Here is a 25071-nt window from a genome sequence, read left to right as displayed (position 1 = left end):
ACCTAGGCTAGGGAATTAACCCTGAGCTTTTGATGTAGCGAAGTCGATCGCGAGCTGAACTGTGGTGATCTTTTCAGCTTCCTCATCAGGAATTTCGATGCCAAATTCGTCTTCCAAAGCCATAACCAGCTCAACAGTGTCAAGAGAGTCAGCGCCCAAGTCGTTCACGAAAGAAGATTCATTCTTGATGTCTCCTTCTGCGACGCCTAATTGCTCAGCGACGATTTTCTTAACGCGTTGTTCGATGTTGTCCATTAATTTCCCCAGGGGTTGTAAAAACGATGAAAGGATTTTATCAGTTTGGCGGACCGAATTAGCAAATTCGCCTAAAAATGACCAAATCCTGGCTTTGCCGTTAGGCTAAATAGAGTCCGCCATTGACGTGTAGGGTATTACCCGTAATGTAGCCAGCCGCTGGAGAAGCCAAAAAGGCTACCGCTTGAGCGACATCCTCTGGACTACCCAAACGCGCTAAAGGAATGTTCACTTTTAGGGTATTTTGCTGCTCTTCGCTCAAAGCGCGGGTCATATCAGTATCGATAAATCCAGGAGCTACGCAATTCACAGTGATATTGCGGCTACCAATTTCACGGGCTAAGGCACGGGTCATTCCAGAAACACCCGCTTTTGCAGCTGCGTAATTTGCCTGACCAGGATTACCCATATGGCCAACAATCGAAGTGATATTAATAATGCGGCCACCACGGGCCTTCATCATGGGACGCATCACTGCTTGAGAAAGACGGAAGACTGAACTGAGGTTGGTATCAATCACATCAGTCCACTCATCAGACTTCATGCGCATTGCTAAATTGTCGCGAGTGATGCCAGCGTTATTCACCAAGATATTGATGCCGCCATACTCTTTGACGATCAGATCAATAATTTCTTCACAAGCATTTGGGGTGGTTACATCCAATACCTTGCCAGCACCGCCTGAAGCTTTTAAACGCTCATCAATCGCTTTAGCTCCACTCTCGGATGTAGCAGTTCCAATTACCTTGGCACCACACTTCACCAGCTCATCCACAATTGCCTGACCGATACCGCGTGAGGCGCCAGTTACTAGGGCAATTTGTCCGCTTAAGTCGAGATTCATATTTGTTTTCCGCTCAGTTCTATATTTCTTTAATCTTGTTTTATTTCAAGCTTGCCAGAACTTCATTCAAGCTAGCTTCGTCAAATACTGGCACACCAGTCACTTGATCATTAATGCGCTTGGTAAGGCCTGCTAATACTTTGCCAGGGCCACACTCCACTACCTGAGTAATACCTTGAGAAGCCATAGCCTGAATAGTTTCCTGCCAGCGCACAGGCTTGGCGGCTTGACGCACTAGGGCATCTTTAATTGCAATCGGATCATTCAAAATTTCAACATCAACGTTGTTGATCACAGAAATCGTGGGGGCTTTAAATTCGATATTGGCTAAATAGCCTTTGAGCTTTTCAGAAGCGGGTTGCAATAAAGAAGAGTGAAATGGTGCAGATACTGGCAATGGCAATGCACGTTTAGCACCAGCCACTTTTAATAGCTCACATGCTTTAGTAACAGCATCACTTGCACCAGCAATCACTACTTGACCGGGAGCATTGAAATTCACGGCCTCAACAACTCCGCCAGCAACAGCACTTGCTTCAGCGCAAATCTGAATCACCGCGGCATCATCCAAACCGAGGATCGCAGCCATGCCGCCCGTACCAACCGGCACAGCAGTTTGCATTGCTTCAGCACGAAAGCGCACCAATGGAACAGCATCTTTAAAAGAAATAACGCCAGATGCAACCAAGGCAGAGTACTCACCAAGGCTATGACCCGCCATTACCTTGGGCGCAGATCCACCTACTGCTAACCAGGCTCGATAAAAAGCAACGCCCGCAGTCAACATCACAGGCTGAGTATTCGTGGTTAATGACAGTGCCTCAGCAGGGCCTTCAGAAATGAGCTTTGCAACGTCTTCACCCAATGCCTCAGAAGCCTCTTGCAATGTTGCGCGCACTTCTGGGCGCTCAGAAATGGAATTGAGCATGCCAACAGATTGAGAGCCTTGACCAGGAAATACAAATGCAAATGTCATGTGATTAATTCGCTAAAAAGAAATTAAAGAGATGAATAAATAAAAATAGTGTGCTGCCCTTAGTATTTAATCGCAACCGCACCCCAAGCAAACCCGCCGCCAACACCCTCTAGCAAGAGATGTTGTCCACGCTGAATCTGCCCAGAGCGTACGCCAGCATCTAATGCCAATGGAATGGATGCAGCCGAAGTATTGCCATGCTCATGCACGGTAACGATCACCTTATCCATGGACATACCCATCTTTTTAGCCGTGCCTTCCATAATGCGAATGTTGGCTTGATGCGGTACTAGCCAGTCGATTTGCTCAGCCTTAAGGTTCGCTTTTTCGAGTGCCTCGTGAGCTACCTGCTCCAAGACCTTCACAGCAAGCTTAAAGACCGCTGGACCATCCATGATCATAAATGGGGAACCATGCACTTCGCCATTACCAGCACGCCCAGGAACACACAAAATATCGCGTTGACTGCCGTCAGCATGTAATGCAGTAGAAAGAATACCCGCCTCTTTAGAAGCCTCAAGCACAATAGCTCCAGCACCATCACCAAACAAGACACAAGTGCCACGGTCTTGGAAATTCAGAATACGCGAGAAGGTCTCAGCACCGATCACCAATACTTTTTTGTATGAACCGGAACGAATAAACGCATCTGCAATAGCAAGCGCATAAGTAAAGCCAGCGCAGACTGCTTGCACATCGAAAGCAGCACAAGCAGTGTGCGCACCTAATTTGTCTTGCACTACGCAAGCAGTACTTGGAAAGCCGCCCAAATGATCTGGGGTTGAAGTGGCCAAAATGATGAGGTCCAAATCTTCAGAGGTAATACCAGCACTAATCAATGCAGCTTGTGCTGCCTTGACGGCCAGATCACTAGTCAACTCATTTTCAGCGGCAAAGTGACGTGCAGAAATACCGCTTCGCGTCTTAATCCACTCATCACTGGTCTCTAGGCCAGTTTTGGCAAGGCGCTCGACTAAATCTTGGTTAGTTAAGCGCAACTCAGGAAGATAGCTTCCGGTACCGGCTACTCTTGCAAAAATACTCATACTTTTGTCTCCACCACAAAGGCTGCAGCAATGCGCTCTACCATGCGGTTCTTAGCTGCCTCATAGGCGCGATCCAAGGCAAAGCCAAATGCAAAGCGATCAGCAGAACCATGACTCTTAATCACACAACCACGTAAACCCAACAATACTGCACCGTTATAACGGCGATGATCAACCCGCTTACGTACCCTTAGTAGTGGCACCATCGCACAGATCGCCATCAACTTAGTAAGCCATGAGCGATTAAATTCCGAGCGAATCAAACCGCTCATCATTTTTGCTAAACCTTCACTGGCTTTAAGAACTACGTTACCAACAAAGCCATCGCAGACCACAATATCAGTTGTGCCCTTAAAAATATCATTGCCCTCTACGTTGCCATAAAAGTTTAAAGAGGTTTTGCGCAGTAACTCGCCGGTTTGCTTAACAACCTCATTGCCTTTAATTACTTCCTCACCAATATTGAGAAGGCCAATTGAAGGGTTTTCTTTGCCATCCACCACTTGCACCATCACGTTTGCCATCTGGGCAAACTGCACCAAATGCATTGGCTCGCAGTCAGCATTTGCGCCAAGATCCAGCATAGTTGTACCGCGCCCTAATTCATTAGGGATGGCGGTAGCAATCGCAGGACGATCAACGCCATCAAGCGTTTTGAGAATGTAGCGAGAGATCGCCATGAGTGCACCAGTATTGCCAGAAGAAATCACTGCATCGGCGGCGCCCTCCTTCACTTGCATAATGGCAACGCGCATAGAGGAATCTTTTTTGCGACGCAGAGCAATCTCAATGGGATCATCCATCAAGACAACTTCACTAGCAGGAATAATTTGAATGCGCTCCATAGGAGCTTTGGGAGATTTACTCAAGGCTTGCTTGATTAAATCGGGATCGCCAACGAGGGCAATCTTCACATCAGCGTGTTTTTCTAAAAAATCGCAGGCAGCCGGAACCGTCACGACGACTCCATGATCTCCGCCCATGGCATCAATAGCAAGAGTAACGCTCATAAGCTCATTGATTGCTGCAAGTGATTTATCCAAGAAAAAAGCGGCTTTTACTGGAGCCGCTTCTATCTGTTTAGACTAAAAAATTAGTCGTTTTTAGTTTTAACAACTTTACGACCACGATAGTAGCCGTTAGGTGAAATGTGGTGGCGCAAATGAGCCTCACCAGTTGTGGCTTCAACAGCCGTAGCAGGTGCGGTCAAGAAGTCGTGTGCACGGTGCATGCCACGTTTGGAAGGTGATTTTTTGTTTTGTTGAACGGCCATATTGAACTCCTAAGCAAGGCAATATTCTAGCATGGAAATGCGCCTAAACGCTTGATTTATTGACAAAAGATACTTTAAACAACAACTGAAATCAGACCCCTAATTTCAGTTTTTCTTCATATTTTTCAATATGTTAAAGGGGTTTTCCCGCTCATTTGACGGCTCCTCATCAGCCTCATCCCCAAAGGTAGATTTATGAGGTTCACAAAACCCATCTGGATGCTTTGGAATCAGAGGTAAAGACAGCAAAACCTCATCCTCCATGGTTTCCAGGAGGTTGAAGTGCTGATTTACGACCAGAGGCTCTTGCTCCTCATCCTCAAGAGGGTATTCATCTGCCTCAGAATCTGTCAAAACTAGAATAAATCGACGTTTTTCATCCAACTCCACCGCGCAATCTTGTAAACAGCGCTGACAGACCAGATGCAGGCGCCCTTTTAGGGCTAATTCGAGGATTTGATGAGGCTCACTACCCGGTGAATCTTCAAAATAGGTCTCTGCTAACCAATTGAAGCCATCGGCCAGATTGACGGTTGAAGCCTCCTGAGCCACTCTTGGGATATCTGACATGCTTAAAAAACCAGCACCTTTATAGGACTGTGGAGCACAAAAATCCACCCTCTTTAAAGCGCTTGGCTCTGCAGATAGCTCAACTTGAGGTAAAACTTGATTACGATTCATGACATCAGTCTAAATGAAGGCGCCATAGAAAGCACAGCAAAATGAGCACCCCCACTAATACACCCCAAAATCCAAGACTCATCTTGGCATCCACTTCGGTATACCGCCGCGAACTTTTAGAGCGCCTACGCATCCCATTTGAAGTCATCTCACCAAAGGTAGATGAAACCCCACTTTCTGGAGAGAGCACTCTTGATTTAGCACTCCGACTTGCTCAAGCAAAAGCAGCTGCAGTTGCTAAAGAGCATCTTGAAGCTTGGGTCATTGGCTCTGATCAAGTTGCCGATCTTTGCGGTGCAGCGATTGGTAAGCCTGGTAATTTTGAAAGAGCCTTAGCGCAACTACAACTCATGCGTGGTCAAGCGGTGACTTTTCAAACAGCGCTATGTTTGATGAAGGGTGACACCCAAACCACGTTATGCGTTCCTACTGAAGTCACCTTTCGCAAACTTCCAGACAGCACCCTAGAGGCTTACCTAATAGCTGAAGAGCCTTATGATTGTGCGGGCAGCGCCAAGTCTGAAGGTCTTGGCATTAGCCTGTTAGAGTCCATTAAAAGTGATGACCCAACCGCTTTAATTGGCTTGCCACTGATCGCATTAACCAGCATGTTACGTGATGCTGGCTTTGCAATTCCATCAAAAACATAAAGCAAAAATTAATAACTGGCATCAATAGAAAAAATAATTCATGAGCAAACTCGGCACCCTGTATTTAGTTCCCAATACTTTGGGCGATGATGGTCGCGTTGAGCAATTACCCTGGGTACTTCCATCTGAAACGATTACACAAACAGCCACGCTAAGGCACTGGATTGTGGAAGATGCCAAGACAGCACGCGCATTATTAAAAGCGGTTGATTCTGTTTCTCCATTAGCATGCACGATTCAAGAAATGCAAATGAGTGAATGGCGTGGTGCTGCACGTAATGCCAAGTATGGCGATGTGGTCAAACCGGCTGATTTACTCAAGCCTTTGCTTGCTGGAAATAATATGGGCTTGATGTCTGAAGCAGGGGTCCCTGGCGTTGCAGACCCTGGTGCCGAGTTAGTGCTAGCGGCACATAAGCTAGGCGCCCAAGTGAAGCCACTTGTTGGACCGAGCTCTATCTTGTTAGGTCTGATGGCAAGCGGACTCAATGGCCAACGCTTTGCGTTTCAAGGGTACTTGCCTCACGACACCCATGAGCGCACTGCCAAACTTAAGCAACTCGAAGCTGAGTCTCGTAAATTACAACAAACTCAAATTTGGATTGAGACACCCTATCGCAATACTGCCATGCTCATGGCTTGTATCCATTCGTTGGCACCACAAAGCCTGCTATGCCTCGGTGTGGACCTTAGTCTGCCATCAGAAATGATTGCCACTCTTTCAATTACAGATTGGCGTAAACGGTATCCGAATGAAGCTGCTTGTGCTTCATTACAAAATAGGCCAACAGTATTTCTACTACTGGCCTAAGTCTTCAATGCTTTAGTTTTACTTTTGTCTCATTTCTATTTAAGGTCAGGTGTTTTTACCAACACCTTGCCAGCAGCAGTTCCAGCTTCAGCACCAAAGCGTTTAGCAACACGCTCAGCAAAATTCTCTTTCATGGTGTAGTCCAGAATGTCGGGCGCCTTAAAGATGTCGCGGGCAACGGTATCTACCGTGCCATATCCATCAGCTAAACCAATCTTGACTGCTTGCTCGCCATTCCAAATACGGCCAGAAAATAAATCTGGTACGTCTTTTAAGCGATCGCCACGGCCCTCTTTCACCACTGTAATAAATTGCTGGTGAATCTCATCAATCATCGTCTTAACCATTTCAACTTGCTTTGGATTCTCTTTGCTAAACGGATCCATCATGCCTTTATTAGAGCCCGAGGTAATCATGCGACGAGTAACGCCCAACTTATCCATGAGGCCTGTAAAACCAAAGCCTTCCATGATCACGCCAATGGATCCCACCAAGCTGGCTTTATCAACCAAGATTTGATCCGCAGCGACTGCCACGTAGTAACCACCAGATGCGCAGATATCCTCGACAACGACATAAAACGGTTTTTTGGGATAGAGCTTGCGCAAGCGGTGGATCTCATCATTGATCATGCCGGCTTGAACTGGCGAACCTCCAGGACTATTAATGCGCAACACAACCCCAGCACTGTGTTCATTCTCGAATGCAGCTAGTAAAGATGAATTGATATCCATCGCATTAGCCATCGAGCTGGAAGAAATTTCTCCTTCAAGTGTTACCAACGCAGTGTGCTTTTCTACCCCCATGCCCTTGCCTGGAAGGTGAAAGTCAAATATCGAAAGCAATGCGCCAACAATGACTAGCAAGGTAAGTACTCGCAGTACTGCTTTCCAACGACGTGCTTTACGAGTCTCTTTTAAATTCTCCAACAAGAGATGTTCGAGAGCTTGACGTTCCCAATTCGGGTTTGGGTTGTTTTCCATCTTTTTGCGTCCTTAGTGTTGCAGGTTATTTTTAAGCCATTGCGAGAGTTGCGCGACATCATCCACATGCGTTAATGATGGTGAAGCTTTTAAAGTATCGGGCGGGTGAGCGCCATAAGTCACGGCTACCGCATCGACCCCAGCATTCGCTGCCATATCAAGGTCGTGGGTTGTGTCCCCAATCATGAGCATGCGACGAGTCGGTACTTGAGTCACATCCGACAGCTCAAGCAACATTCCTGGATGTGGCTTAGAAAAAGATTCGTCAGCCGTACGAGTCTCATGAAAGAGATGGCCGATCTGATGATGCCCAAGCGAGCGATCTAGTCCGACGCGCGACTTTCCAGTGGCAACAGCTAGTAAATACTGTTTAGCATGCAGTTCTTCCAAAAGCTCTCGTATGCCAACAAACAAATCGAGCTCATGATCTTTGGCCAAGTAGTGATAACGAAAACGCTCTGTCAGCTTTGGAAAATGGGCCGGCTCTATCCAAGGAACCGCTCTGCGCAATGAATCCTGAATTCCCAAACCAATGACTGAACTCGCTAATGTGTCGTCAGGCGCTTTAAAACCCAAATCGCGACAGGCTTGCTGAATACAATGCACGATGGTTGGCGTGGAATCCATGATGGTCCCATCCCAATCCCACACAATCAGATCATAGGGTCGATTCGATTTATTTGCTTGAGACATTCTGATATTTACTGCTCAAAGGTTTTCATCATGGCGGTAAATTCTGCGGGCAATGGCGACTCAATCCGCATCTTTTCGCCAGTACGCGGATGAGTAAAACCAGCTAGATGAGCGTGTAGATATAAGCGTTTGGATTTAACTACCTTATCCAAATCTTCAAAGCCATATTTATCATCACCCAAAATTGCGTGGCCCAATTTTTGCAAGTGCACCCGAATCTGATGAGTGCGTCCCGTCTTCAGTTGCGCCTCAGCGAGAGTGATTGATGCACCCTCGCGCTTAAGCGCTTTAGTCACTCTTAAAGCGGTATGGCTTGGTAATCCATCTGGATCTACCCGAACGCGGCGCTCGCCATTAGGCAGAAGATATTTATGCAGCGGATATTTGAGTTGCATGGTTTGGGCACCTTGTACGATTTCACCATGTGCAAGCAAGTAATAGCGCTTATCCGTTTGGCCCTCACGTATTTGACGATGCAGCTCCACCAAAGCGCTTCGCTTTTTAGCCAAGAGTAGAACGCCTGATGTGTCACGGTCTAAGCGATGGACTAATTCCAAAAACTTGAGCTCTGGACGGGTAATACGCAGGGTCTCAATGACACCAAGTGCGATGCCTGAGCCACCATGCACCGCTAAACCCGTTGGCTTATTGACTATTAAGAGTGCTTCATCCTCAAAAAGAATCGGCATTTTGTCTGAGTAGCCATGCGCCCGAGATTTAGTTTGAGCACTATTGACCGCAGCCATTTGGGCCGGTTCAGCAATTCGAACTGGGGGGAGGCGGACCACATCACCCTCAATCAGACGGGTGGTTGGTTCAGCCCGCTTTTTATTCACCCGGACCTCGCCAGATCGAATAATTCGGTAAACGTGGCTTTTGGGAACTCCTTTGGCCCAGCGCAATAGATAGTTATCCAGGCGTTGGCCGGCCTCTTCGGGACCAATGGTCTGAAGATGCACTGCAGCAGGCGCTGAAGTAGTGGGCGTTTTAACCTTTAAGGGCTTGGAAATGGGTTCGGATTTCATGATTTATCTTTCTTGTGACCCCACCAGGGGATGACAAGGGACTCAACAATACCCCATTGTCACGCAACTTGTGCCGTATAATCAACGCTCTAGCCAATTTATTGGCCCGAGACCAACCTGAAGTCAGGTTTGAATCGTGGAGCTTGGAGTCGCCCTTTAAAAGACTCCCGGGGTTGCCCCTCCCCCGTTTAATGAGGCGCAGGGTTGGTGTGCCGTATGCCGCGACCCGCGATTAGAAGACAGTTTTCAGGCGCGCGCCTGCATTGATGACCTAAAGGAGGTCTCTGCGGCGATCGTCAGGTGTGGCACCATATTAACCAACAGTTAAGCTGGTGAACTAGGCAAAAAATGTCTAGATTTGCATGATCCACACTCATAAACCGCCTTGGGCTTAGTCCCAAGTGGTATCTAACTTGTCCCCTAACGCAGCGCGCAACGACGCCCTCCCCCATAGGAGAGTGTTATGAAACGCATGTTGTTTAATGCAACTCAACAAGAAGAGTTGCGAGTTGCCATCGTTGATGGTCAAAAACTCATTGATATCGATATCGAAGCTGCCGGCCGTGAACAACGCAAAGGCAACATCTACAAAGGTGTCATTACCCGTATTGAACCTTCCCTTGAGGCCTGCTTTGTCAATTACGGCGAAGAGCGTCATGGCTTTTTGCCATTTAAGGAAGTGGCCCGTACTTACTTTAAAGAAGGTATCGACGTTCGTAATGCCTCCATTAAGGATGCCTTACGCGAAGGTCAAGAAATTATTGTTCAAGTAGAAAAAGAAGAGCGCGGCCAAAAAGGTGCAGCCCTTACATCCTTTGTCTCCTTGGCAGGCCGTTATTTGGTTCTCATGCCGAATAACCCACGAGGGGGTGGCGTTTCCCGCCGTATTGAAGGTGAAGACCGTCAAGAACTCCGCGAAGCGATGGCTCAATTAGAAGTGGCAGATGGCATGAGCATCATTGCTCGTACCGCTGGTATTGGTCGTGACGCCACTGAATTGCAGTGGGACTTAAGTTACCTCATGCAATTGTGGAAAGCGATTGATGAAGCTGCCAAAGGCAACTCCGCCCCATTGCTGATCTACCTCGAATCTAGCTTAGTGATTCGCGCGATTCGTGATTACTTCCAGCCTGATATTGGTGAGATTCTCATCGATACCGATGACATCTACGAACAAGCTGCAGCATTTATGTCTGTAGTGATGCCTGACAATTTGCCACGAGTAAAGCGCTATCAAGACGATGTGCCTTTGTTCTCTCGTTTCCAGATTGAGCATCAAATCGAAACTGCTTACTCACGCACTGTGCCATTGCCATCTGGTGGCGCAATCGTGATCGACCACACTGAAGCCTTGGTTTCAGTAGATGTCAACTCAGCACGTGCAACCCGTGGCTCTGATATCGAAGAGACTGCTACTCGCACCAACTTAGAAGCTGCTGATGAAATCGCCCGTCAAGCGCGTTTGCGTGACTTGGGTGGCTTGATCGTGATCGACTTCATTGACATGGAATCGAGCAAAGCACAAAAAGATGTTGAGAACCGTTTACGCGATGCTCTGCGTCATGATCGTGCTCGCGTTCAGATGGGCAAAATCTCCAAGTTTGGCTTGATGGAAATGTCTCGTCAGCGCTTGCGTCCTGCGTTATCCGAAGGTAGCCATGTAACCTGCCCACGTTGTAACGGCACTGGCCACATTCGCGATACTGAATCTTCTGCCTTGCAAGTTCTGCGCATCATCCAAGAAGAAGCGATGAAGGAAAACACAGCAGCGATTCATACACAGGTGCCAGTCGAAGTGGCTGCCTTCCTCCTGAATGAAAAACGTGCTGAAGTCATCAAGATCGAGACTCGCTTCAAAGTGAATGTCTTGATGGTTCCCAACAAGCATTTAGAAACTCCGCATTACAAACTTGAGCGTTTGCGTCATGACGACCCACGTCTTGATGACCAAAAGGCTAGCTATGTGATGGCGGAAGAAGCTGCTCGTGAGCTTGAGACAGACACGACCGTTAGCAAAAAAGATGCGGATGTAAAAGTACGTCCAGAAGCAGCAGTTAAAGGTATCACTCCAACACAACCTGCACCAGTCAGTCAGCCACGTCCTGCACGTACTGAAAAAGTGGTGACTGAAAGTTCTGGCGGTCTCTTTGGATTTATCAAGAAGCTGTTCTCCTCATCCCCAGCAGTTGAAGAGAAGCCTGCACCAAGCAACCCACGTGGCCGCAATCAAGGCCGCAATGGTAACGATCGCAATCGTGGTCGCAACCGTCGTGGCGAGCGTACTGAGCGCCCAGCAGCAGCTGCAGCTGAAGGTACTCCAACAGAAGGTGCTAACAACAATCGCAACCGCAACAACCGTAACGGCAATCGTAACCAGGGCAATCAAAATGGTCCGAAGCCAGAACGTCAAGATGCGAACCGTAATCAAGCTAATCCAGCAGCAGTAACGCCTGCAACTGAAGCCGCTCCTGGTAGCGAAACTACTCCAGGCGCTGAGGGTGAAGAGCGTCGTGGTCGTGGTCGCAACCGTCGTGGTCGTGGTCGTGGTCAACGTGGCGAGCGTACTGAAGGTGGCAATGATGTTGCTAATACACCAGCAACTGCTGTGTCAGCAAGTCCATTTGCAGGCCCTCCTGTAGGAATGGCTGGCGCATCAGCAAGCATGCCAATTCAGAACATCGCGAACAGCTTTGGCAACGCAAAACCTGTAGCAGAGAAACAAGAAAGGCAAGAGCGCGCACCACGTGCTCCACGTCAATCAAATCGTCCTGCACAAAACTCTGCTCCCGCATCCACTCCAGCACCAGTTGCTGTTGCGGCTGCCACGTTAGAAGTAATTGCCAAACCTGCACCAGAGCTTCCTAAGATTGCCTTCCAGGCGCTTGAAGAAACTCCATTGCACAGCGTTGTGCAATCAGCCGGCATGATTTGGGTCGCTACCGACTCTTCAAAGCATGCTGATGCTCAAAGTCAGATTCAGGCAGAGCCTGTTGCTCATAACTTGGGCAGAGCACCTAAACCGGCTGTTAGTCTTCATGATGGCCCAATGGTTTTAGTAGAAACCGGCGGCCAAGAAAAAACGGTTTAACGCTTATTGAAGCTTTTTCTCCAGACTGCCATTTATCCCAAAAGGATATTTGGCGGTTTGGCAGAAACCCCGTTTCACAGCCATAATTGCGTATATGGTTGAAAAAGTAATCCCCATTCGAATAGACGAAGGCAAAGGCCTAACGCCACCCATTGGTGCCGAACTCGTCACTCCTCACGGCCATACGAAAGACACTCGGGGACGCACCCTAAGAGATCTCCGTATCTCAGTGACTGATCGCTGCAACTTCCGCTGTACCTATTGCATGCCTAAGGAAGTGTTTGACCAAAACTATCCTTACTTAGCTCATAAAGAATTGCTGAGTTTTGAAGAAATCACTCGCCTCACTTCTATCTTCGCCACATTAGGCGTTGAAAAAATTAGACTGACTGGTGGCGAGCCTTTGCTACGCAAGAATTTAGAAGTGCTGATTGAGATGTTGGCAAAAATTCAGACGACTGAAGGTAAGCCGCTTGATCTAACCTTAACGACTAACGGCAGCATCTTGCGCAAGAAAGCTACCGCTCTAAAAGCAGCCGGCCTCCAAAGATTGACAGTAAGTCTTGATGGGTTGGATGATGCGATCTTCAAGAAAATGAATGATGTCGATTTCCCAGTCGCCGATGTACTTGATGGAATTGCCGCAGCACAAGAAGCAGGCTTCCAGAACATCAAAGTCAATATGGTGGTGAAAAAAGGTACCAACGATCATGAGATTGTTGCAATGGCTAAGCACTTTAAAGGTAGTGGCGTCATTCTGCGTTTTATTGAATTTATGGATGTGGGTAGCTCTAATGGCTGGAATATGGAGCAGGTACTTCCATCCAAAGAAGTCATTGCCAGGATTCATGAAGCCTTTCCTCTGGAGCCTGTTGAAGCCAACTACACCGGCGAAGTTGCACAGCGTTGGCGCTATGTCGATGGCTCTGGCGAGATTGGCGTGATCTCCAGTGTTACTCAAACGTTCTGTCATGAATGCTCTAGAGCGCGCATCTCGACTGATGGGCAAATGTATCTCTGCCTTTTTGCCAATGAAGGTTTTGATTTCAAAACCCTATTGCGCTCCAGCAAGAGTGATTTAGAAATCGCTAATGCGGTAATGAATACCTGGTCAACTCGCAATGATCACTATTCAGAAATTCGAGGTTCGCATACCGCGAATCTGTTATCTGGTAACCGCAAGGTTGAAATGTCTTACATTGGTGGTTAATGATTTCTACTGAAGACATTACTGGACTCATACTTGCTGGCGGGAGAGCACAACGCATGGGTGGCATTGATAAAGGCTTAATCCCTTTTCACGGTAAACCACTCATCGAGTCAGCTATCGTAAAACTCAAGCCCCAGGTACAAACCATTGTGATTAATGCCAACCGCAACATCACAAAGTATGCGAGCTATGGGTATCCAGTGATCATGGATGAAACGCCAGATTTTTCAGGGCCGTTAGCAGGCTTCTCTGTAGGCTTGAAGTCCTGCAAGACGGCTTATCTCCTAACTTCACCTTGCGACTCACCCTTGCTACCCAATAATCTCGCAGAGTTATTAATTACCGAGATGGAGCGAGGGGATTTTGAATTGGTGTACGCCTCTACCAAAGAAGCGGATGGTAAAGTATGGGCACAGCCTGTTTTTTGTCTTATGCGTAGTAACTTGCAAGATTCATTGAATCAATTTCTCCAAAAAGGGGATCTCAAAATTGATCGCTGGTTTAAAGGGTTGAGAAATAGCACTGTGGTTTTTAAAGATCCACAGGTATTTGCCAATATAAATACCCCTGATGAGCTAAAGTCACTAGAAGAAGTATCAGCATGAGTCATTCCCCAAACCAACCTATTCTCTTGACCTCGTCACTACATGTGGATGACGCACGCAAGGCAATTGCCGCGTTGGTAGAAGATCTCATTGAAGAAGCTAAGACGATTAATGATCCTGCAGATATTGAAAATATTGCATTGGATCAAGCGATTAATCGGATATTGGCAGCCGATTTACTTTCACCCATCGATGTTCCGGCTGCAGACAATTCGGCCATGGATGGTTTTGCATTTGATGGCAAATGTCTCGACACCAACAGCACGGCCATCACCTTAAGAGTGATTGGTACAGCGCTTGCCGGCAAACCCTTTGAGGGCAGCATTGGTCCTGGGGAATGCCTCAAGATCATGACGGGCGCACTAATGCCCACTGGCTGCGATACCGTCATTCCACAAGAATTCACAAGTGACAAAGATGAGAATGTAATTGAATTCAAGCAAGATCAATTAAAGCCTGGCGAGAACAGACGCCTACGTGGCGAGGACCTTCAAAAGGACAAACCCGCAATTGCTGCCGGCCGCTTACTGCGCCCTTCTGATCTAGGTCTAGCCGCATCACTTGGCATTGCCTCCTTACCTGTAAAGCGCAAACTCAAAGTAGCTATTCTGTCTTCCGGTGATGAATTGCGTGCGCTAGGCCAAGCATTAGATGCAGGCAGCATATATGACAGCAATCGCTACAGCCTTACTGGTTTACTTAATCGCCTGAATTTAGAGATCATTGACTGCGGCATTGTGCGCGATGATCCCACCCTTTTGAAGCAAGCCTTTATCGATGCCGCTAGCAAAGCAGATGTATTGATTTCTTCTGGGGGCGTTTCGGTTGGTGAAGCAGATTTCACAAAACAGATCATGCAAGAGTTAGGCGATGTCGGTTTCTGGAAAATCGCCATGCGCCCAGGACGCCCTATGGCGTTTGGAGTTCTCAAACCAGTCGCTGAAAAATCTCCTGCTCGCAAAACACTCTTCTTTGGCCTACCCGGTAATCCCGTAGCAGTCATGGTGACCTTCTATCAATTTGTCCGAGCAGCACTTCTACAGCTCAATGGTGCCAATCAGACTGAGCCACCTCTTACCCAGGCCATTGCCGAAGTTCCCATTCGAAAAAAACCAGGTCGTACAGAATTTCAACGCGCTATTCTAGGACGTGGAGTCGATGGCAAACCAGCAGTAAGGCTAACTGACAGCCAAGGTGCTGGAATTTTGCGCTCGATGAGTGAGGCCAACTGCTTTGTGATCCTAGGTCATGAGCAAGGAAATGTTGCCGCTGGAGACTGGGTAGATATAGCGCTTTTTGATGGACTGCTTTAAGATTGCGTCATCATGAAACTTAGCAAAAAAGAACTCGTCTTTCTAGACCCAATGCATACCGCCAAAACCTTAGTTTTGGTTTACCTCTGCTTCTCTGTACCAATCGTATTGTTGGCTTTGTTTGTAGCCTTCATTCGTGACGGTGCTATCCCAGGATTTACTGTGTTATCCGCACTCATTCTCAATGCCCTGCTCGGGTTTGGATTGTTGTGGATCGCCTGCAAAGTCTATAACTGGGTTGCTGGAAAATTCGGCGGTATTGAATTAGCGTTACGCGAATTGCCAGAAGAAATTGATGCTGAGTAAACATTGGATATTCGGAGTTATCTCCAATAAATAAAGCCGAGTAATGCTCGGCTTTATTTTTACTAAGTTTTATAAACTTCGGCGTTAATAAGGCTGGGTGGTTTTTTTCCTGCAAGCACTGCACGTAAGTTATCTACCGCCAAATCCACCATCGCTCTACGTGTTTTTTCTGTAGCACTCGCAATGTGCGGAGCAAGTACTACGTTAGCCAATTTCAATAGCTCGGGGTGCACTTTGGGCTCGCCTTCGAATACATCTAAGCCAGCTGCAAAGATTCTTTTTTCCTTTAGGGCTTGAGCCAGAGCTGCATCATCCACAATGCCACCACGAGCAATGTTTATCAGGGTTGCCGTTGGTTTCATGAGAGCAATTTCTTTGGCGCCAATCGTATGATGACTCTCGGCGCTATAAGGCAACACTAGAACTACGTGATCAGCGGTGCGAAGTAATTCTTCTTTAGAAACATACTTTGCGCCACAGGCTCTTTCATCAGCCTCTGATAAATGACTGCGATTGTGATAAATCACATTCACCCCAAAACCCAATGCGCGCTTGGCGATGCCTTGACCAATTCGGCCCATACCAATAATGCCTACTGTACTGTGATGCAAATCCATACCAAGGGGATTATTCACAATGGACCACTTGTCCCACTGTCCTGCCCGTACCCAGTGCTCAGATTCAGTTATACGCCTTGCGGTTGCCATCAATAAAGCAAAACCAAAGTCAGCTGTTGTATCAGTTAAAACATCTGGCGTATTGGTTGCAATTACACCAGCAGCAGTCATGGTCGGCACATCAAAATTGTTATATCCCACAGAAATATTGGCCACAACTTTCAGATCCTTGGCATGCATTAAGGCATTTGCATCAATTCTTTCACTACCTGCAACTAAAGCCCCTACAACCCCAGAGAGTTCTTTTTGCAACTCTTCAGGGCTAAAAATCCGATCCTCCTGATTGGATCTCACCTCAAAAGATTCCTCTAATTTGGCTAATGCCTCTGGAAAAATGGCTCTTGCCACCAAAATCTTGGGTTTTTGCTGATTAACTGGGCTATTGTGCTGTGTATTCATATTGGGAACTTTACCTCAACTAAATAGACCCTTTCGCCTGAAAAATAGGCTATTTCAGCTAAAATTGAGGTTTTATAACTAAGCACCCGGCTTTTTGGGGCTCTTGAAACAAAACACCATGACTTACGTTGTTACCGAAGCCTGTATCCGTTGCAAATACACTGACTGCGTTGATGTTTGCCCAGTTGACTGCTTTCGTGAAGGTCCTAATTTTTTAGTGATTGACCCAGATGAGTGTATCGATTGCGCAGTTTGTGTTCCAGAGTGTCCTGTTAACGCTATTTACGCTGAAGATGATGTTCCTGGTGATCAACAGTCATTCATCAAACTCAACGCTGAACTTTCCCCTTCTTGGACTTCGATTACTAAGTCCAAAGCAGCTCTCCCAGATGCTGAAGAATGGAAAGACGTTAAAAACAAACTTGATCAGCTAGTAAAGTAATTTTCTAGCCAAAGAAATTGGTGTTGAATAAACCTATAGAAACCGATGCCGTCATCATTGGCGCCGGTCCTGTGGGTCTCTTTCAGGTTTTTGAATTAGGCCTCTTAGAAATTAAAGCGCATGTGATTGATTCGCTACCAGAGGTAGGCGGTCAATGCATCGAGCTTTATCCAGATAAACCTATCTACGATATTCCTGCGATTCCAGTGTGTACTGGTCGCGAACTTACCAACAACTTACTCAAACAGATTGAACCCTTTAAGGCTCAATTTCATCTGGGTCAAGAGGTTAGTACGCTTGAACCCCAAGCCGATGGCCGCTTTCTGATTAGCACCTCGCAAGACAATCACTTTCTGAGTAGATCTGTATTTATTGCTGGTGGTGTTGGGGCTTTTCAGCCTCGCACCATTAACCTTGAAGGTATTAATGCCTTTGTAGGGAAACAACTTTTCTATCATGTTAAAAATCCTGAGCAATTCGCGGGAAAGCGAATTGTGATTTGCGGTGGTGGTGATGCAGCTCTGGATTGGGCAATTCATTTTTCTGAAATTGCAGCCAGCGTTACCTTAATTCATCGTCGTGATGATTTTAAGGCTGCGCCAAAATCGATTGCGGGAATGCGTGAGCTATGCGCCAGTAATCAGATGCAATTGTTAATTGGGCAAGTTACTGCTTACGAAGAAAAAGATGGCCTGCTTTCTGAGATCACCTTCACCAATATTGATGGTGAAGCAAAACAGATTCCACTCGATGATCTTTTAGTGTTTTACGGACTCTCTCCTAAGTTGGGTCCGATTGCAGAGTGGGGTCTGAATATCGATCGCAAACAAATCTGTGTTGATACAGAAAAATTTCAAACCAGTACTCCTGGGATTTACGCTGTTGGTGATATCAATGTCTACCCCGGTAAGAAAAAATTGATTCTGTCAGGCTTTCATGAGGCCGCTCTGGCTGCCTTTGCAGCAGCAGCATACCTAAACCCCGAAAAACAGATTCAACTCCAGTACACAACCACCTCTCCCAAGCTTCACAAGGCTTTGGGAGTGAAGTCGCCCACATTCGAGTAAGCTATCCTTAATTCGTTAATACATAACCACTTTTAGCCAATCTATATGCGTCAATATCACGATCTCATGAAAGAAGTCCTCGCCAAGGGGGTTCAAAAGTCCGACAGGACCGGAACCGGCACGGTCTCCGTATTTGGCCACCAGATGCGCTTTAACTTAGCCGATGGCTTCCCCATGGTGACCACTAAAAAGCTTCACTTGAAGTCAATCATCTATGAATTACTCTGGTTCCTCAAAGGCAGCACGAACAATAACTGGCTGAAAGAACGCGGCGTATCCATCTGGAATGAATGGGCAGCACCCGATGGTGATTTGGGTCCTATCTATGGTTATCAGTGGCGCTCATGGCCTGCGCCGAATGGTCAGCATATCGATCAAATCTCAGAAGTAGTAGAGACCATTAAAAAGAATCCAGACTCGCGTCGCATTATTGTTTCTGCTTGGAACGTAGCTGATATTCCTCGCATGGCTTTGGCTCCTTGTCATGCCTTCTTTCAGTTTTATGTAGCCGATGGCAAGTTGTCATGCCAGCTCTACCAACGTAGTGCGGATATCTTTTTGGGCGTACCCTTTAATATTGCTAGCTATGCATTGCTAACGCACATGATGGCGCAACAATGCAACCTTGAAGTAGGTGACTTTGTTTGGACCGGTGGTGACTGTCATTTATATAGCAACCATCTAGAACAAGTGGAACTTCAGTTATCGAGGAACTTCTTCCCTTTACCTAAGCTTAATATTTTGCGCAAGCCTGATTCAATCTTTGATTATGAGTTTGAAGACTTCGAAATCGTCGGCTATGAATCTCATCCTCACATTAAAGCTCCTGTAGCCATTTAAGAATCGTACTTATGACTCAACCTGCTATTTCTATGATCGTTGCGCGCTCACGCAATCACGTCATTGGTCGCGACAATCAAATGCCCTGGAAGATCTCAGCTGATTTGCAGTTCTTTAAGCGCGTGACCATGGGGCATCCTGTGATCATGGGTCGTAAAACTTGGGAATCCATAGGACGCCCACTTCCTGGACGTCGCAATACCATCGTAAGCCGCAATTCAGCCTATGAAGCTACTGGTGGCGAATTAGTCGGATCGCTCGATGAAGCCCTGAATAGCTTAAGTGATTTCCCACGTGTTTTTGTCATCGGTGGTGAGCAACTCTTCACGCAGGCCTTTCCGAAAGCAGATCGACTCTATATTACTGAGATCGATATGGATGTTGAGGGTGGCGATACCTTTTTTGAAGTTCCCAACAAGTCGGACTGGAAAGAAGTAGAGCGCACCCCTGGATCCGAAGGTGATATTACCTTTAGCTTCATTACGCTAGAGCGGAAATAAAAAAGGACTCCTTGGAGTCCTTTTTCACAGTAAAGCATTGCTGCTTTTACTGGACCACAATCTTTGCATCTTTTGCAATCTGGCCCAAGAACTCATACTGCTTTCTTTGTGTCATGCCAGCACGAATAGCCGCCTTAGCTTGCTCGAATGCTGGTGGCTTGCTTGATTTCTTATCTTCCAACTTGATTAAATACCAACCTTGTTGCATCTGAATTGGCGCTGGTGAAACCTGTCCTTTGGAAAGAGTTGCCAACACCGAGGCTAATTGTGGAGCCACTTGACCAGGCTGAACCCAGCCCACTGCACCGCCCTGTACTTTGTTTGGAGCCAATGAAACACTCTTGGCAACCTTATCAAATGGCTCGCCTTTCTTAATACGTGCCAAGGCAGCTTGAGCATCGGCTTCGCTAGCTACTGCAAGATCACTCACTTTATATTCAGTAATCATGCCCTGAGGGCCCAAAGAGGCAATCTCCTTGTTGTATTCAGCCTGAACATCTGCTTCGGTGATTGGGTTTTTAGCCATATAAGTTGATAGCTCTAGATCTGCCAAATAATTTTGACGAATCATCATCAGTTGTGTATTGGCTTTTTCTGAGTTTGCTAAACCCTCTTTTTCTGCTTGCTGCGAAAGTAGCAACACCTCAATGTACTTCTCAATAACTACTTTACGTAATTCTGGAGAATCCTTTTGCCCTTGTGAAAGCGCAACTTTAATTCCCTGCTCCACCATATCATTGGTAATGATGGTTCCATTAACAGAGGCTGCAGCATTAATGGGTAAACCACTCTGCTGGGCATAAGCACTGCCAACAAGCGCGCTGGTCAAAAAGCCTACGGCGATAAAACGAACGACTATTGGATTCAATGCAGAGACAAAAGGTTTCATAAGGAGGATATCTTTCTAAAATTTAGCCTCAATACTACCAGTAGGTATGGGATCAAGGGCAATAAGGCGCAGTAAAATAGCGCTATGTGCGTTCAATATCTCACTACCGTAAATATTGATTGGGTAAAAACCCACTTTGACCTCGATTTACCGATATCAACGGCTCATGATGTATTCCCAACCCATCCAGGGCCCATCATCCTCAAAAGTCATAATGTCGACCGTACCGCAATCGGCTTAGCACGCTTTGGCCTGTTGCCATCGTGGGCTAAAGAAGAAACCTTCGGCAGAAAAACTTATAACGCGAGAGTTGAAACGGTAGCTGAAAAGCCTTCTTATAAATTCGCCTGGGCTAAGCGACATTACGCCTTAGCCCTAGCGGATGCTTTTTATGAGCCTTGTTATGAATCTGGTAAGGCAGTCCGTACTGCTATCAAGCAAGCCAATCACGAACCAATGGCCATTGCCTCTATCTGGGATACTTGGACTGAACCAGAAACCGGTGAACTGATCGTTTCTTTTTCTATGCTCACTATCGATGCTAGCAATCACCCAGTGATGAAGCGTATGCATAAATCTGAGGATGAGAAACGTACTGTGGTTCCCTTGCGACCTGAACTTTTTAAAGCATGGCTCAATGCCACTCCAGAGGAAGCACAAGCGCTATTGCAAATAGACTCTATTCCTGAGCTAACGCTAGCCTAGAAAGTGATCACAGGCCTTGTGGCTTGATAAGGATCGGCTGATTGGGTTTCTATAGACTCAGCCTCTTCCTCACCATTTGGTTGATTATAAAATTTTGAATCCATTGCGCGTTCTTTAGCTATACTAAGATCTTCTGCTCTTGGATCAACTGGACCAAATGGTCCTTCTACTGGCGACATGGGCTGCTGGTTAAATTCCTGAACCTGCCCGGGAGTATATGGGGAATAAGTGGTCGACCCAGGAGGCAAGGGAGGAGTTTGGGAACAAGCGAAAACACTCATCAACAACAGGAGTGGGCTCAGCTTCGAAAAGAATGTATTCATGAGACTCATTGTATGGCAGCAGCCATTACTTCATCTAAGCGAATTACTTCGGTAACTCTGGAGGATCTTTCTGACCGCTGGGATGCGACACATCAGCAATAGAAAAATAACTGCCGCATAAATCGAGACTGTTCCCAAATCATTTTTACCTGCCTTGTGCCACCAATAGTGAACTATTGCAGTGCATGCGATCAAGTACACAAGCTTGTGCAATAAAGTCCAACGTCTACCAAGCTGACGAACTGCCCAATGATTTGATGTCAATGCCAATGGGACAAGCAATACCAAAGTCAGAAAGCCCATCGTAATGAAGGGGCGCTTTACAACATCACTCCACATGGACTGAATATTTAAATTCTGATCCAACCAGAACCAAATCGAAAAGTGCATGCAGGCATAGAAGAAACAAAAGAGTCCCAACATGCGACGCAACTTAATCCAAGCAGACAAGCCCGTAATTAAGCGTAAGGGGGTCATCGCCAACGTAATACATAAAAAGACTAACGCCCAAGTACCAGTAGAGCGGGTGATGAATTCGATTGGATTAGCACCTAAACCCTCTTGATCACCAAGCCAAACTAAGCGGGCTAGCGGGAGCAGACATAGAAAGAAAATAGCTGATTTCAAGACCTTCATAGTTAACACTGTAAACCAATCTGTAATCATCTTAAGAGCATATTCAATACCATGGAATTCATGTAATTTAGGTCCCGGAAAGTAGAGGTCTTTTAGCCCTATCGATTTAAGCTGTAATTTGATATCCTGAGGGCTCAATTAAGGATAAATATGACTGAAGAGAACCAAACCCAGAATGATGAAGATTTTGACTATGGGTGCGAGTGCGCAATGACCTTGCTCAACGAGCCAACCGAGGATCGTCTAAATGACTTAATTGATGAGCTAGATGAAGACGGGATGATCTCCACCGAAGTAGTCTATGGCTTACTAGCCACCATTCTCATGAGCATGAATGAGGAAGAGCACGAAGGTGATGAACACTAATTAGTCGTGCTTCACTTGATAAGCAAAGGCATCCATTGCCTTTGCCAACTGAACATCTAATGCAGTCAACGCGCCAGCTGAATGAGTGGTGAGTTTGACTGAAACCTTGCTCCAAGAGTTGGACCAATCAGGATGGTGATCTATTTTCTCAGCGTACTGAGCACATAGCGTCATAAAGTCAAAAGCTTGCTGAAAGTCTGCGAAAGTAAACACGCGTGCTATCGACTTACCCTCGATCCCTAAAGACCACATGGGGATTTCTTTTTTCAAATCAACGCCATCAACCATCACAAGACCCTTTTTAAACGGTAACGCTTTGCGAAAGCCGCTTCAAATCTTCTGGATAAAGCCAGCGCCACTCTCCCTCTGCCAAGTCTGCGGGCATTTGGTATGCGCCAATTTCAGTGCGGTGTAATTTAGCAACATGATTACCAACTGCCGCCATCATGCGCTTTACCTGATGGTAGCGCCCCTCAACAATTGTCATCGCTAAAACATGATCAGAAATTTGCTTGCATGCTGTGGCATAGCAAGGTTTTGGATCATCATCGAGCACAACGCCACTCATTAAATGATCGATTTGTTTTTGCGTAATGGGCTCTGGTGTAGTGATTTCATAGACCTTACCAATATTTTTCTTCGGGGTCGTCATCTTGTGAATAAACTGGCCGTCATCCGAGATCAAGAGCAATCCAGTGGTGTCATAGTCTAGGCGCCCTACGCATTGCAGCCCTCGTTCAACAAAAGGGCTGGGTAGCAAGCTATAAACACTCGGATGGTGTGTCGTTTTATGCGAACACTCGTAATTCGCTGGCTTATTAAAAGCAAGGTAAGCCTTCTCGTGATACTCCCAGTCTTTACCCTCTACGTTCAGCATCAGATTTTCTGTGGCAATTCTTTCTTCTGGGTCTTCAGCCAACAAGCCATTTACTTTAACCCGCTCGGCATATACCAAATCACCGCAATAGCGACGGGTACCAAAGCCTTGGCTAAAAAGGATTTTTTCTAGGGAAATAGGTTTTGCCATATGCTGCAGAGGATACTACAGAGCAGGCCCCCATAAAGTTGAGCCTGTTTGTACTGCAATTCATTATCATTAGACAACCCTCATTAATAGCCCCATCTCCATGCTATCCACTCCAAAATCACGCTCCCTATTACACACTCGAGAAATTACTTTTCAAGGTTACGCGCGAGAAGATGGTTTATGGGATATCGAGGGTCATCTCAGAGATTTCAAGACAAACCCTTTCCAAACGAGTGCAAAAACCTGGCAGCCGGGTGAAGCCTTTCATGACATGCGGATTCGAGTTACGCTTGATAAAGAATTTGTTATCAAGGCAATTGAAGCAGTGATGGATGGACAGCCCCATGCAGAATGCACAGCAGCTATCCCGCCAATGGACTCATTGATTGGAGAGCGACTAGGTAAGGGTTGGCGCAAAACGATTGATACCCACCTTGGCGGAATCAAAGGCTGCACGCATTTGCGAGAGCTGCTCTTCAATCTTGCTACTGCAGCTTATCAATCCATTCCAGGAGCATTCTTTGATCCGGATAGTAATAAGCCACCACTGTACTTGGGTACCTGCAAATCTTGGGACTTTGATGGTCCCGTAGTGATGCGCGTGTATCCCAAGTTTTATCAGTGGAATAAAACTAAAACTTAAAATTCTCCACGGTGCACATTAAACGCATTAAATGCCTGTTGAACTGGCATCACCTCTAAGACATTAATATTCATATGACTTGGTAGTGTGGCTGACCAATAAATTGTCTCAGCCACATCATCAGCACTTAAAGCCTGAACTCCGGTATAAACCTTTTCCGCCTTGTCATCGTCGCCCTTAAAGCGAACATTAGAGAATTCTGTGCCAGCGCACATACCAGGCTCTATACAAGTCACTCGCACTGGCGTACCAATCAAATCAGCGCGCAAATTTAAACTAAATTGCTTAACAAATGCTTTTGTGCCGCCATACACATTGCCACCTGGGTAAGGATAATTTGCAGCAACAGAGCCCAAATTAATCACATGACCACATTTACGCTCCACCATACCCGGCAAGAAGGCGCGACTCATATGAACGAGTCCTTTGATGTTGGTATCAATCATTTGATCCCAGTCACTCAAAAATGCTTTGTGGGCTGGCTCCAACCCCAAAGCGAGTCCGGCATTATTCACCAAAACAGTTACCTTTGAAAATTCTGCTGGTAGCGCACTCGCCAGAGAATCGACCTGATCGCTATCGCATACATCGACTACCATGGTGAGAAGTTTTTTCTGCTGCTCAGCAGGCAAGGAGTTCTTTAGAGCCTCTAAACGATCCGCCCTTCTGCCGACAGCCACAACTTTATTACCATGGGCTAAAAAACGTCGGGCAGTTGCCTCTCCAAATCCAGCGGTTGCTCCAGTAACTAATACGGTATGTTCCATACTTCCTCTTCAAATCTTTAGTAAATAGTGT

General features: G+C 46.5%; 31 protein-coding genes. 14 read left to right on the top strand and 17 right to left on the bottom strand.

What is annotated here, in order from left to right; translation table 11 throughout:
• Nucleotides 1-15 precede the first annotated feature (15 nt).
• From acpP to C2755_RS02210, 7 genes are all read right to left on the bottom strand, one after another.
• A complete protein-coding gene (gene acpP / locus C2755_RS02240) occupies nucleotides 16-255 on the bottom strand; it encodes an acyl carrier protein (protein WP_011902246.1) in 240 nt (79 codons plus the stop codon).
• A 100-nt stretch (nucleotides 256-355) separates the two neighbouring features.
• A complete protein-coding gene (gene fabG, locus C2755_RS02235; protein ID WP_215321591.1) occupies nucleotides 356-1099 on the bottom strand; it encodes a 3-oxoacyl-ACP reductase FabG in 744 nt (247 codons plus the stop codon).
• A gap of 40 nt (nucleotides 1100-1139) precedes the next feature.
• The gene (fabD, locus tag C2755_RS02230) at nucleotides 1140-2075 is read right to left on the bottom strand and encodes an ACP S-malonyltransferase (protein WP_215321590.1); all 936 of its coding nucleotides are present in this window, start codon (nucleotides 2073-2075) and stop codon (nucleotides 1140-1142) included.
• 59 nt (nucleotides 2076-2134) lie between these two features.
• Nucleotides 2135-3121 carry a beta-ketoacyl-ACP synthase III gene (locus tag C2755_RS02225; protein WP_215321589.1) on the bottom strand — a complete coding sequence of 329 codons (987 nt, stop codon included), beginning with the start codon at nucleotides 3119-3121 and terminating at the stop codon, nucleotides 2135-2137.
• The gene (gene plsX / locus C2755_RS02220; protein WP_215321588.1) at nucleotides 3118-4131 is read right to left on the bottom strand and encodes a phosphate acyltransferase PlsX; all 1014 of its coding nucleotides are present in this window, start codon (nucleotides 4129-4131) and stop codon (nucleotides 3118-3120) included. The genes C2755_RS02225 and plsX overlap by 4 nt, the downstream gene beginning before the upstream one ends.
• An 83-nt stretch (nucleotides 4132-4214) precedes the next feature.
• A complete protein-coding gene (gene rpmF / locus C2755_RS02215) occupies nucleotides 4215-4394 on the bottom strand; it encodes a 50S ribosomal protein L32 (RefSeq protein ID WP_011902241.1) in 180 nt (59 codons plus the stop codon).
• 105 nt (nucleotides 4395-4499) lie between these two features.
• Nucleotides 4500-5075: a DUF177 domain-containing protein gene (locus C2755_RS02210; protein WP_215321587.1), complete on the bottom strand. Its 576-nt coding sequence runs from the start codon at nucleotides 5073-5075 to the stop codon at nucleotides 4500-4502.
• Between the two features lie 41 nt (nucleotides 5076-5116).
• Here C2755_RS02210 and C2755_RS02205 point away from each other — a divergent pair, with 41 nt between their 5' ends.
• A complete protein-coding gene (locus C2755_RS02205; RefSeq protein WP_215321586.1) occupies nucleotides 5117-5725 on the top strand; it encodes a Maf family nucleotide pyrophosphatase in 609 nt (202 codons plus the stop codon).
• Between the two features lie 40 nt (nucleotides 5726-5765).
• On the top strand, nucleotides 5766-6536 hold the full coding sequence (locus tag C2755_RS02200; RefSeq protein ID WP_215321585.1) for an SAM-dependent methyltransferase: 771 nt from the start codon (nucleotides 5766-5768) through the stop codon (nucleotides 6534-6536).
• A 35-nt stretch (nucleotides 6537-6571) separates the two neighbouring features.
• Here C2755_RS02200 and sppA read toward each other — a convergent pair whose 3' ends face one another.
• From sppA to C2755_RS02185, 3 genes are read right to left on the bottom strand one after another with little or no spacing between them, the layout of a single operon-like run.
• A complete protein-coding gene (gene sppA, locus C2755_RS02195) occupies nucleotides 6572-7519 on the bottom strand; it encodes a signal peptide peptidase SppA (RefSeq protein WP_215321584.1) in 948 nt (315 codons plus the stop codon).
• A 12-nt stretch (nucleotides 7520-7531) separates the two neighbouring features.
• A complete protein-coding gene (locus C2755_RS02190) occupies nucleotides 7532-8212 on the bottom strand; it encodes an HAD-IA family hydrolase (RefSeq protein ID WP_215321583.1) in 681 nt (226 codons plus the stop codon).
• 8 nt (nucleotides 8213-8220) lie between these two features.
• Nucleotides 8221-9237: an RluA family pseudouridine synthase gene (locus C2755_RS02185; RefSeq protein WP_215321582.1), complete on the bottom strand. Its 1017-nt coding sequence runs from the start codon at nucleotides 9235-9237 to the stop codon at nucleotides 8221-8223.
• Nucleotides 9238-9700: 463 nt separating this feature from the next.
• Between C2755_RS02185 and C2755_RS02180 the strand changes: the two genes are divergently transcribed.
• The 5 genes from C2755_RS02180 to C2755_RS02160 all read left to right on the top strand — a co-directional run bounded on the left by C2755_RS02180 (nucleotide 9701) and on the right by C2755_RS02160 (nucleotide 15759).
• Nucleotides 9701-12325, top strand: coding sequence for an Rne/Rng family ribonuclease (locus tag C2755_RS02180; protein ID WP_215321581.1), 2625 nt, complete (start codon nucleotides 9701-9703; stop codon nucleotides 12323-12325).
• A 94-nt stretch (nucleotides 12326-12419) separates the two neighbouring features.
• A complete protein-coding gene (moaA, locus tag C2755_RS02175; protein WP_215321580.1) occupies nucleotides 12420-13535 on the top strand; it encodes a GTP 3',8-cyclase MoaA in 1116 nt (371 codons plus the stop codon).
• Nucleotides 13535-14140, top strand: a complete 606-nt coding sequence (gene mobA / locus C2755_RS02170) for a molybdenum cofactor guanylyltransferase MobA (protein ID WP_215321579.1) — start codon at nucleotides 13535-13537, stop codon at nucleotides 14138-14140. Before moaA ends, mobA begins: the two co-directional genes overlap by 1 nt.
• A complete protein-coding gene (gene glp, locus C2755_RS02165; RefSeq protein ID WP_215321578.1) occupies nucleotides 14137-15453 on the top strand; it encodes a gephyrin-like molybdotransferase Glp in 1317 nt (438 codons plus the stop codon). The genes mobA and glp overlap by 4 nt, the downstream gene beginning before the upstream one ends.
• 12 nt (nucleotides 15454-15465) lie before the next feature.
• A complete protein-coding gene (locus C2755_RS02160; RefSeq protein ID WP_072583151.1) occupies nucleotides 15466-15759 on the top strand; it encodes a hypothetical protein in 294 nt (97 codons plus the stop codon).
• 62 nt (nucleotides 15760-15821) lie between these two features.
• On the opposite strand, the gene C2755_RS02155 is transcribed toward C2755_RS02160, so the two are convergent.
• Nucleotides 15822-16835, bottom strand: a complete 1014-nt coding sequence (locus C2755_RS02155) for a D-glycerate dehydrogenase (RefSeq protein ID WP_215321577.1) — start codon at nucleotides 16833-16835, stop codon at nucleotides 15822-15824.
• A gap of 118 nt (nucleotides 16836-16953) precedes the next feature.
• On the opposite strand from C2755_RS02155, the gene fdxA reads away from it, so the two are divergent.
• Genes fdxA through C2755_RS02135 form a run of 4 tightly spaced genes read left to right on the top strand, consistent with a single transcriptional unit; the run spans nucleotide 16954 to nucleotide 19684 of the window.
• Entirely contained in the window at nucleotides 16954-17277 is a 324-nt protein-coding gene (fdxA, locus tag C2755_RS02150) for a ferredoxin FdxA (protein WP_215322258.1), read from the top strand.
• Between the two features lie 20 nt (nucleotides 17278-17297).
• On the top strand, nucleotides 17298-18344 hold the full coding sequence (locus C2755_RS02145) for an NAD(P)/FAD-dependent oxidoreductase (RefSeq protein WP_215321576.1): 1047 nt from the start codon (nucleotides 17298-17300) through the stop codon (nucleotides 18342-18344).
• Nucleotides 18345-18389: 45 nt separating this feature from the next.
• Nucleotides 18390-19184, top strand: a complete 795-nt coding sequence (locus C2755_RS02140) for a thymidylate synthase (RefSeq protein WP_072583155.1) — start codon at nucleotides 18390-18392, stop codon at nucleotides 19182-19184.
• An 11-nt stretch (nucleotides 19185-19195) separates the two neighbouring features.
• On the top strand, nucleotides 19196-19684 hold the full coding sequence (locus tag C2755_RS02135; protein ID WP_215321575.1) for a dihydrofolate reductase: 489 nt from the start codon (nucleotides 19196-19198) through the stop codon (nucleotides 19682-19684).
• 46 nt (nucleotides 19685-19730) lie between these two features.
• Here C2755_RS02135 and C2755_RS02130 read toward each other — a convergent pair whose 3' ends face one another.
• Nucleotides 19731-20573 carry a peptidylprolyl isomerase gene (locus tag C2755_RS02130; RefSeq protein ID WP_215321574.1) on the bottom strand — a complete coding sequence of 281 codons (843 nt, stop codon included), beginning with the start codon at nucleotides 20571-20573 and terminating at the stop codon, nucleotides 19731-19733.
• An 84-nt stretch (nucleotides 20574-20657) separates the two neighbouring features.
• Between C2755_RS02130 and C2755_RS02125 the strand changes: the two genes are divergently transcribed.
• Nucleotides 20658-21278, top strand: a complete 621-nt coding sequence (locus C2755_RS02125; RefSeq protein WP_215321573.1) for an SOS response-associated peptidase — start codon at nucleotides 20658-20660, stop codon at nucleotides 21276-21278.
• On the opposite strand, the gene C2755_RS02120 is transcribed toward C2755_RS02125, so the two are convergent.
• Together C2755_RS02120 and C2755_RS02115 are read right to left on the bottom strand one after the other, a co-directional pair.
• The gene (locus C2755_RS02120) at nucleotides 21275-21601 is read right to left on the bottom strand and encodes a hypothetical protein (protein WP_251368512.1); all 327 of its coding nucleotides are present in this window, start codon (nucleotides 21599-21601) and stop codon (nucleotides 21275-21277) included. The genes C2755_RS02125 and C2755_RS02120 overlap by 4 nt on opposite strands.
• A 30-nt stretch (nucleotides 21602-21631) precedes the next feature.
• On the bottom strand, nucleotides 21632-22237 hold the full coding sequence (locus C2755_RS02115) for a sulfite oxidase heme-binding subunit YedZ (protein WP_215321572.1): 606 nt from the start codon (nucleotides 22235-22237) through the stop codon (nucleotides 21632-21634).
• Between the two features lie 150 nt (nucleotides 22238-22387).
• Here C2755_RS02115 and C2755_RS02110 point away from each other — a divergent pair, with 150 nt between their 5' ends.
• Entirely contained in the window at nucleotides 22388-22603 is a 216-nt protein-coding gene (locus C2755_RS02110; RefSeq protein ID WP_068322043.1) for a hypothetical protein, read from the top strand.
• Here the strand turns inward: C2755_RS02110 and C2755_RS02105 are convergent, their stop codons facing one another.
• Together C2755_RS02105 and C2755_RS02100 are read right to left on the bottom strand one after the other, a co-directional pair.
• Nucleotides 22604-22891: a 4a-hydroxytetrahydrobiopterin dehydratase gene (locus C2755_RS02105; protein ID WP_251368511.1), complete on the bottom strand. Its 288-nt coding sequence runs from the start codon at nucleotides 22889-22891 to the stop codon at nucleotides 22604-22606.
• Nucleotides 22892-22904: 13 nt separating this feature from the next.
• Nucleotides 22905-23630, bottom strand: a complete 726-nt coding sequence (locus C2755_RS02100; protein WP_215321570.1) for a pseudouridine synthase — start codon at nucleotides 23628-23630, stop codon at nucleotides 22905-22907.
• Between the two features lie 100 nt (nucleotides 23631-23730).
• Between C2755_RS02100 and C2755_RS02095 the strand changes: the two genes are divergently transcribed.
• Nucleotides 23731-24273: a DUF2889 domain-containing protein gene (locus C2755_RS02095; protein ID WP_215321569.1), complete on the top strand. Its 543-nt coding sequence runs from the start codon at nucleotides 23731-23733 to the stop codon at nucleotides 24271-24273.
• Here C2755_RS02095 and C2755_RS02090 read toward each other — a convergent pair.
• A complete protein-coding gene (locus tag C2755_RS02090) occupies nucleotides 24270-25040 on the bottom strand; it encodes an SDR family oxidoreductase (protein ID WP_215321568.1) in 771 nt (256 codons plus the stop codon). The two genes, C2755_RS02095 and C2755_RS02090, sit on opposite strands and share 4 nt — an antisense overlap.
• Nucleotides 25041-25071: the final 31 nt, after the last annotated feature.

This window comes from Polynucleobacter sp. MWH-S4W17, from assembly GCF_018687535.1.
Lineage (GTDB): Bacteria > Pseudomonadota > Gammaproteobacteria > Burkholderiales > Burkholderiaceae > Polynucleobacter.
Note: the sequence above shows the minus strand (reverse complement) of the source record. Positions and strands in the feature narration are given on the sequence as shown.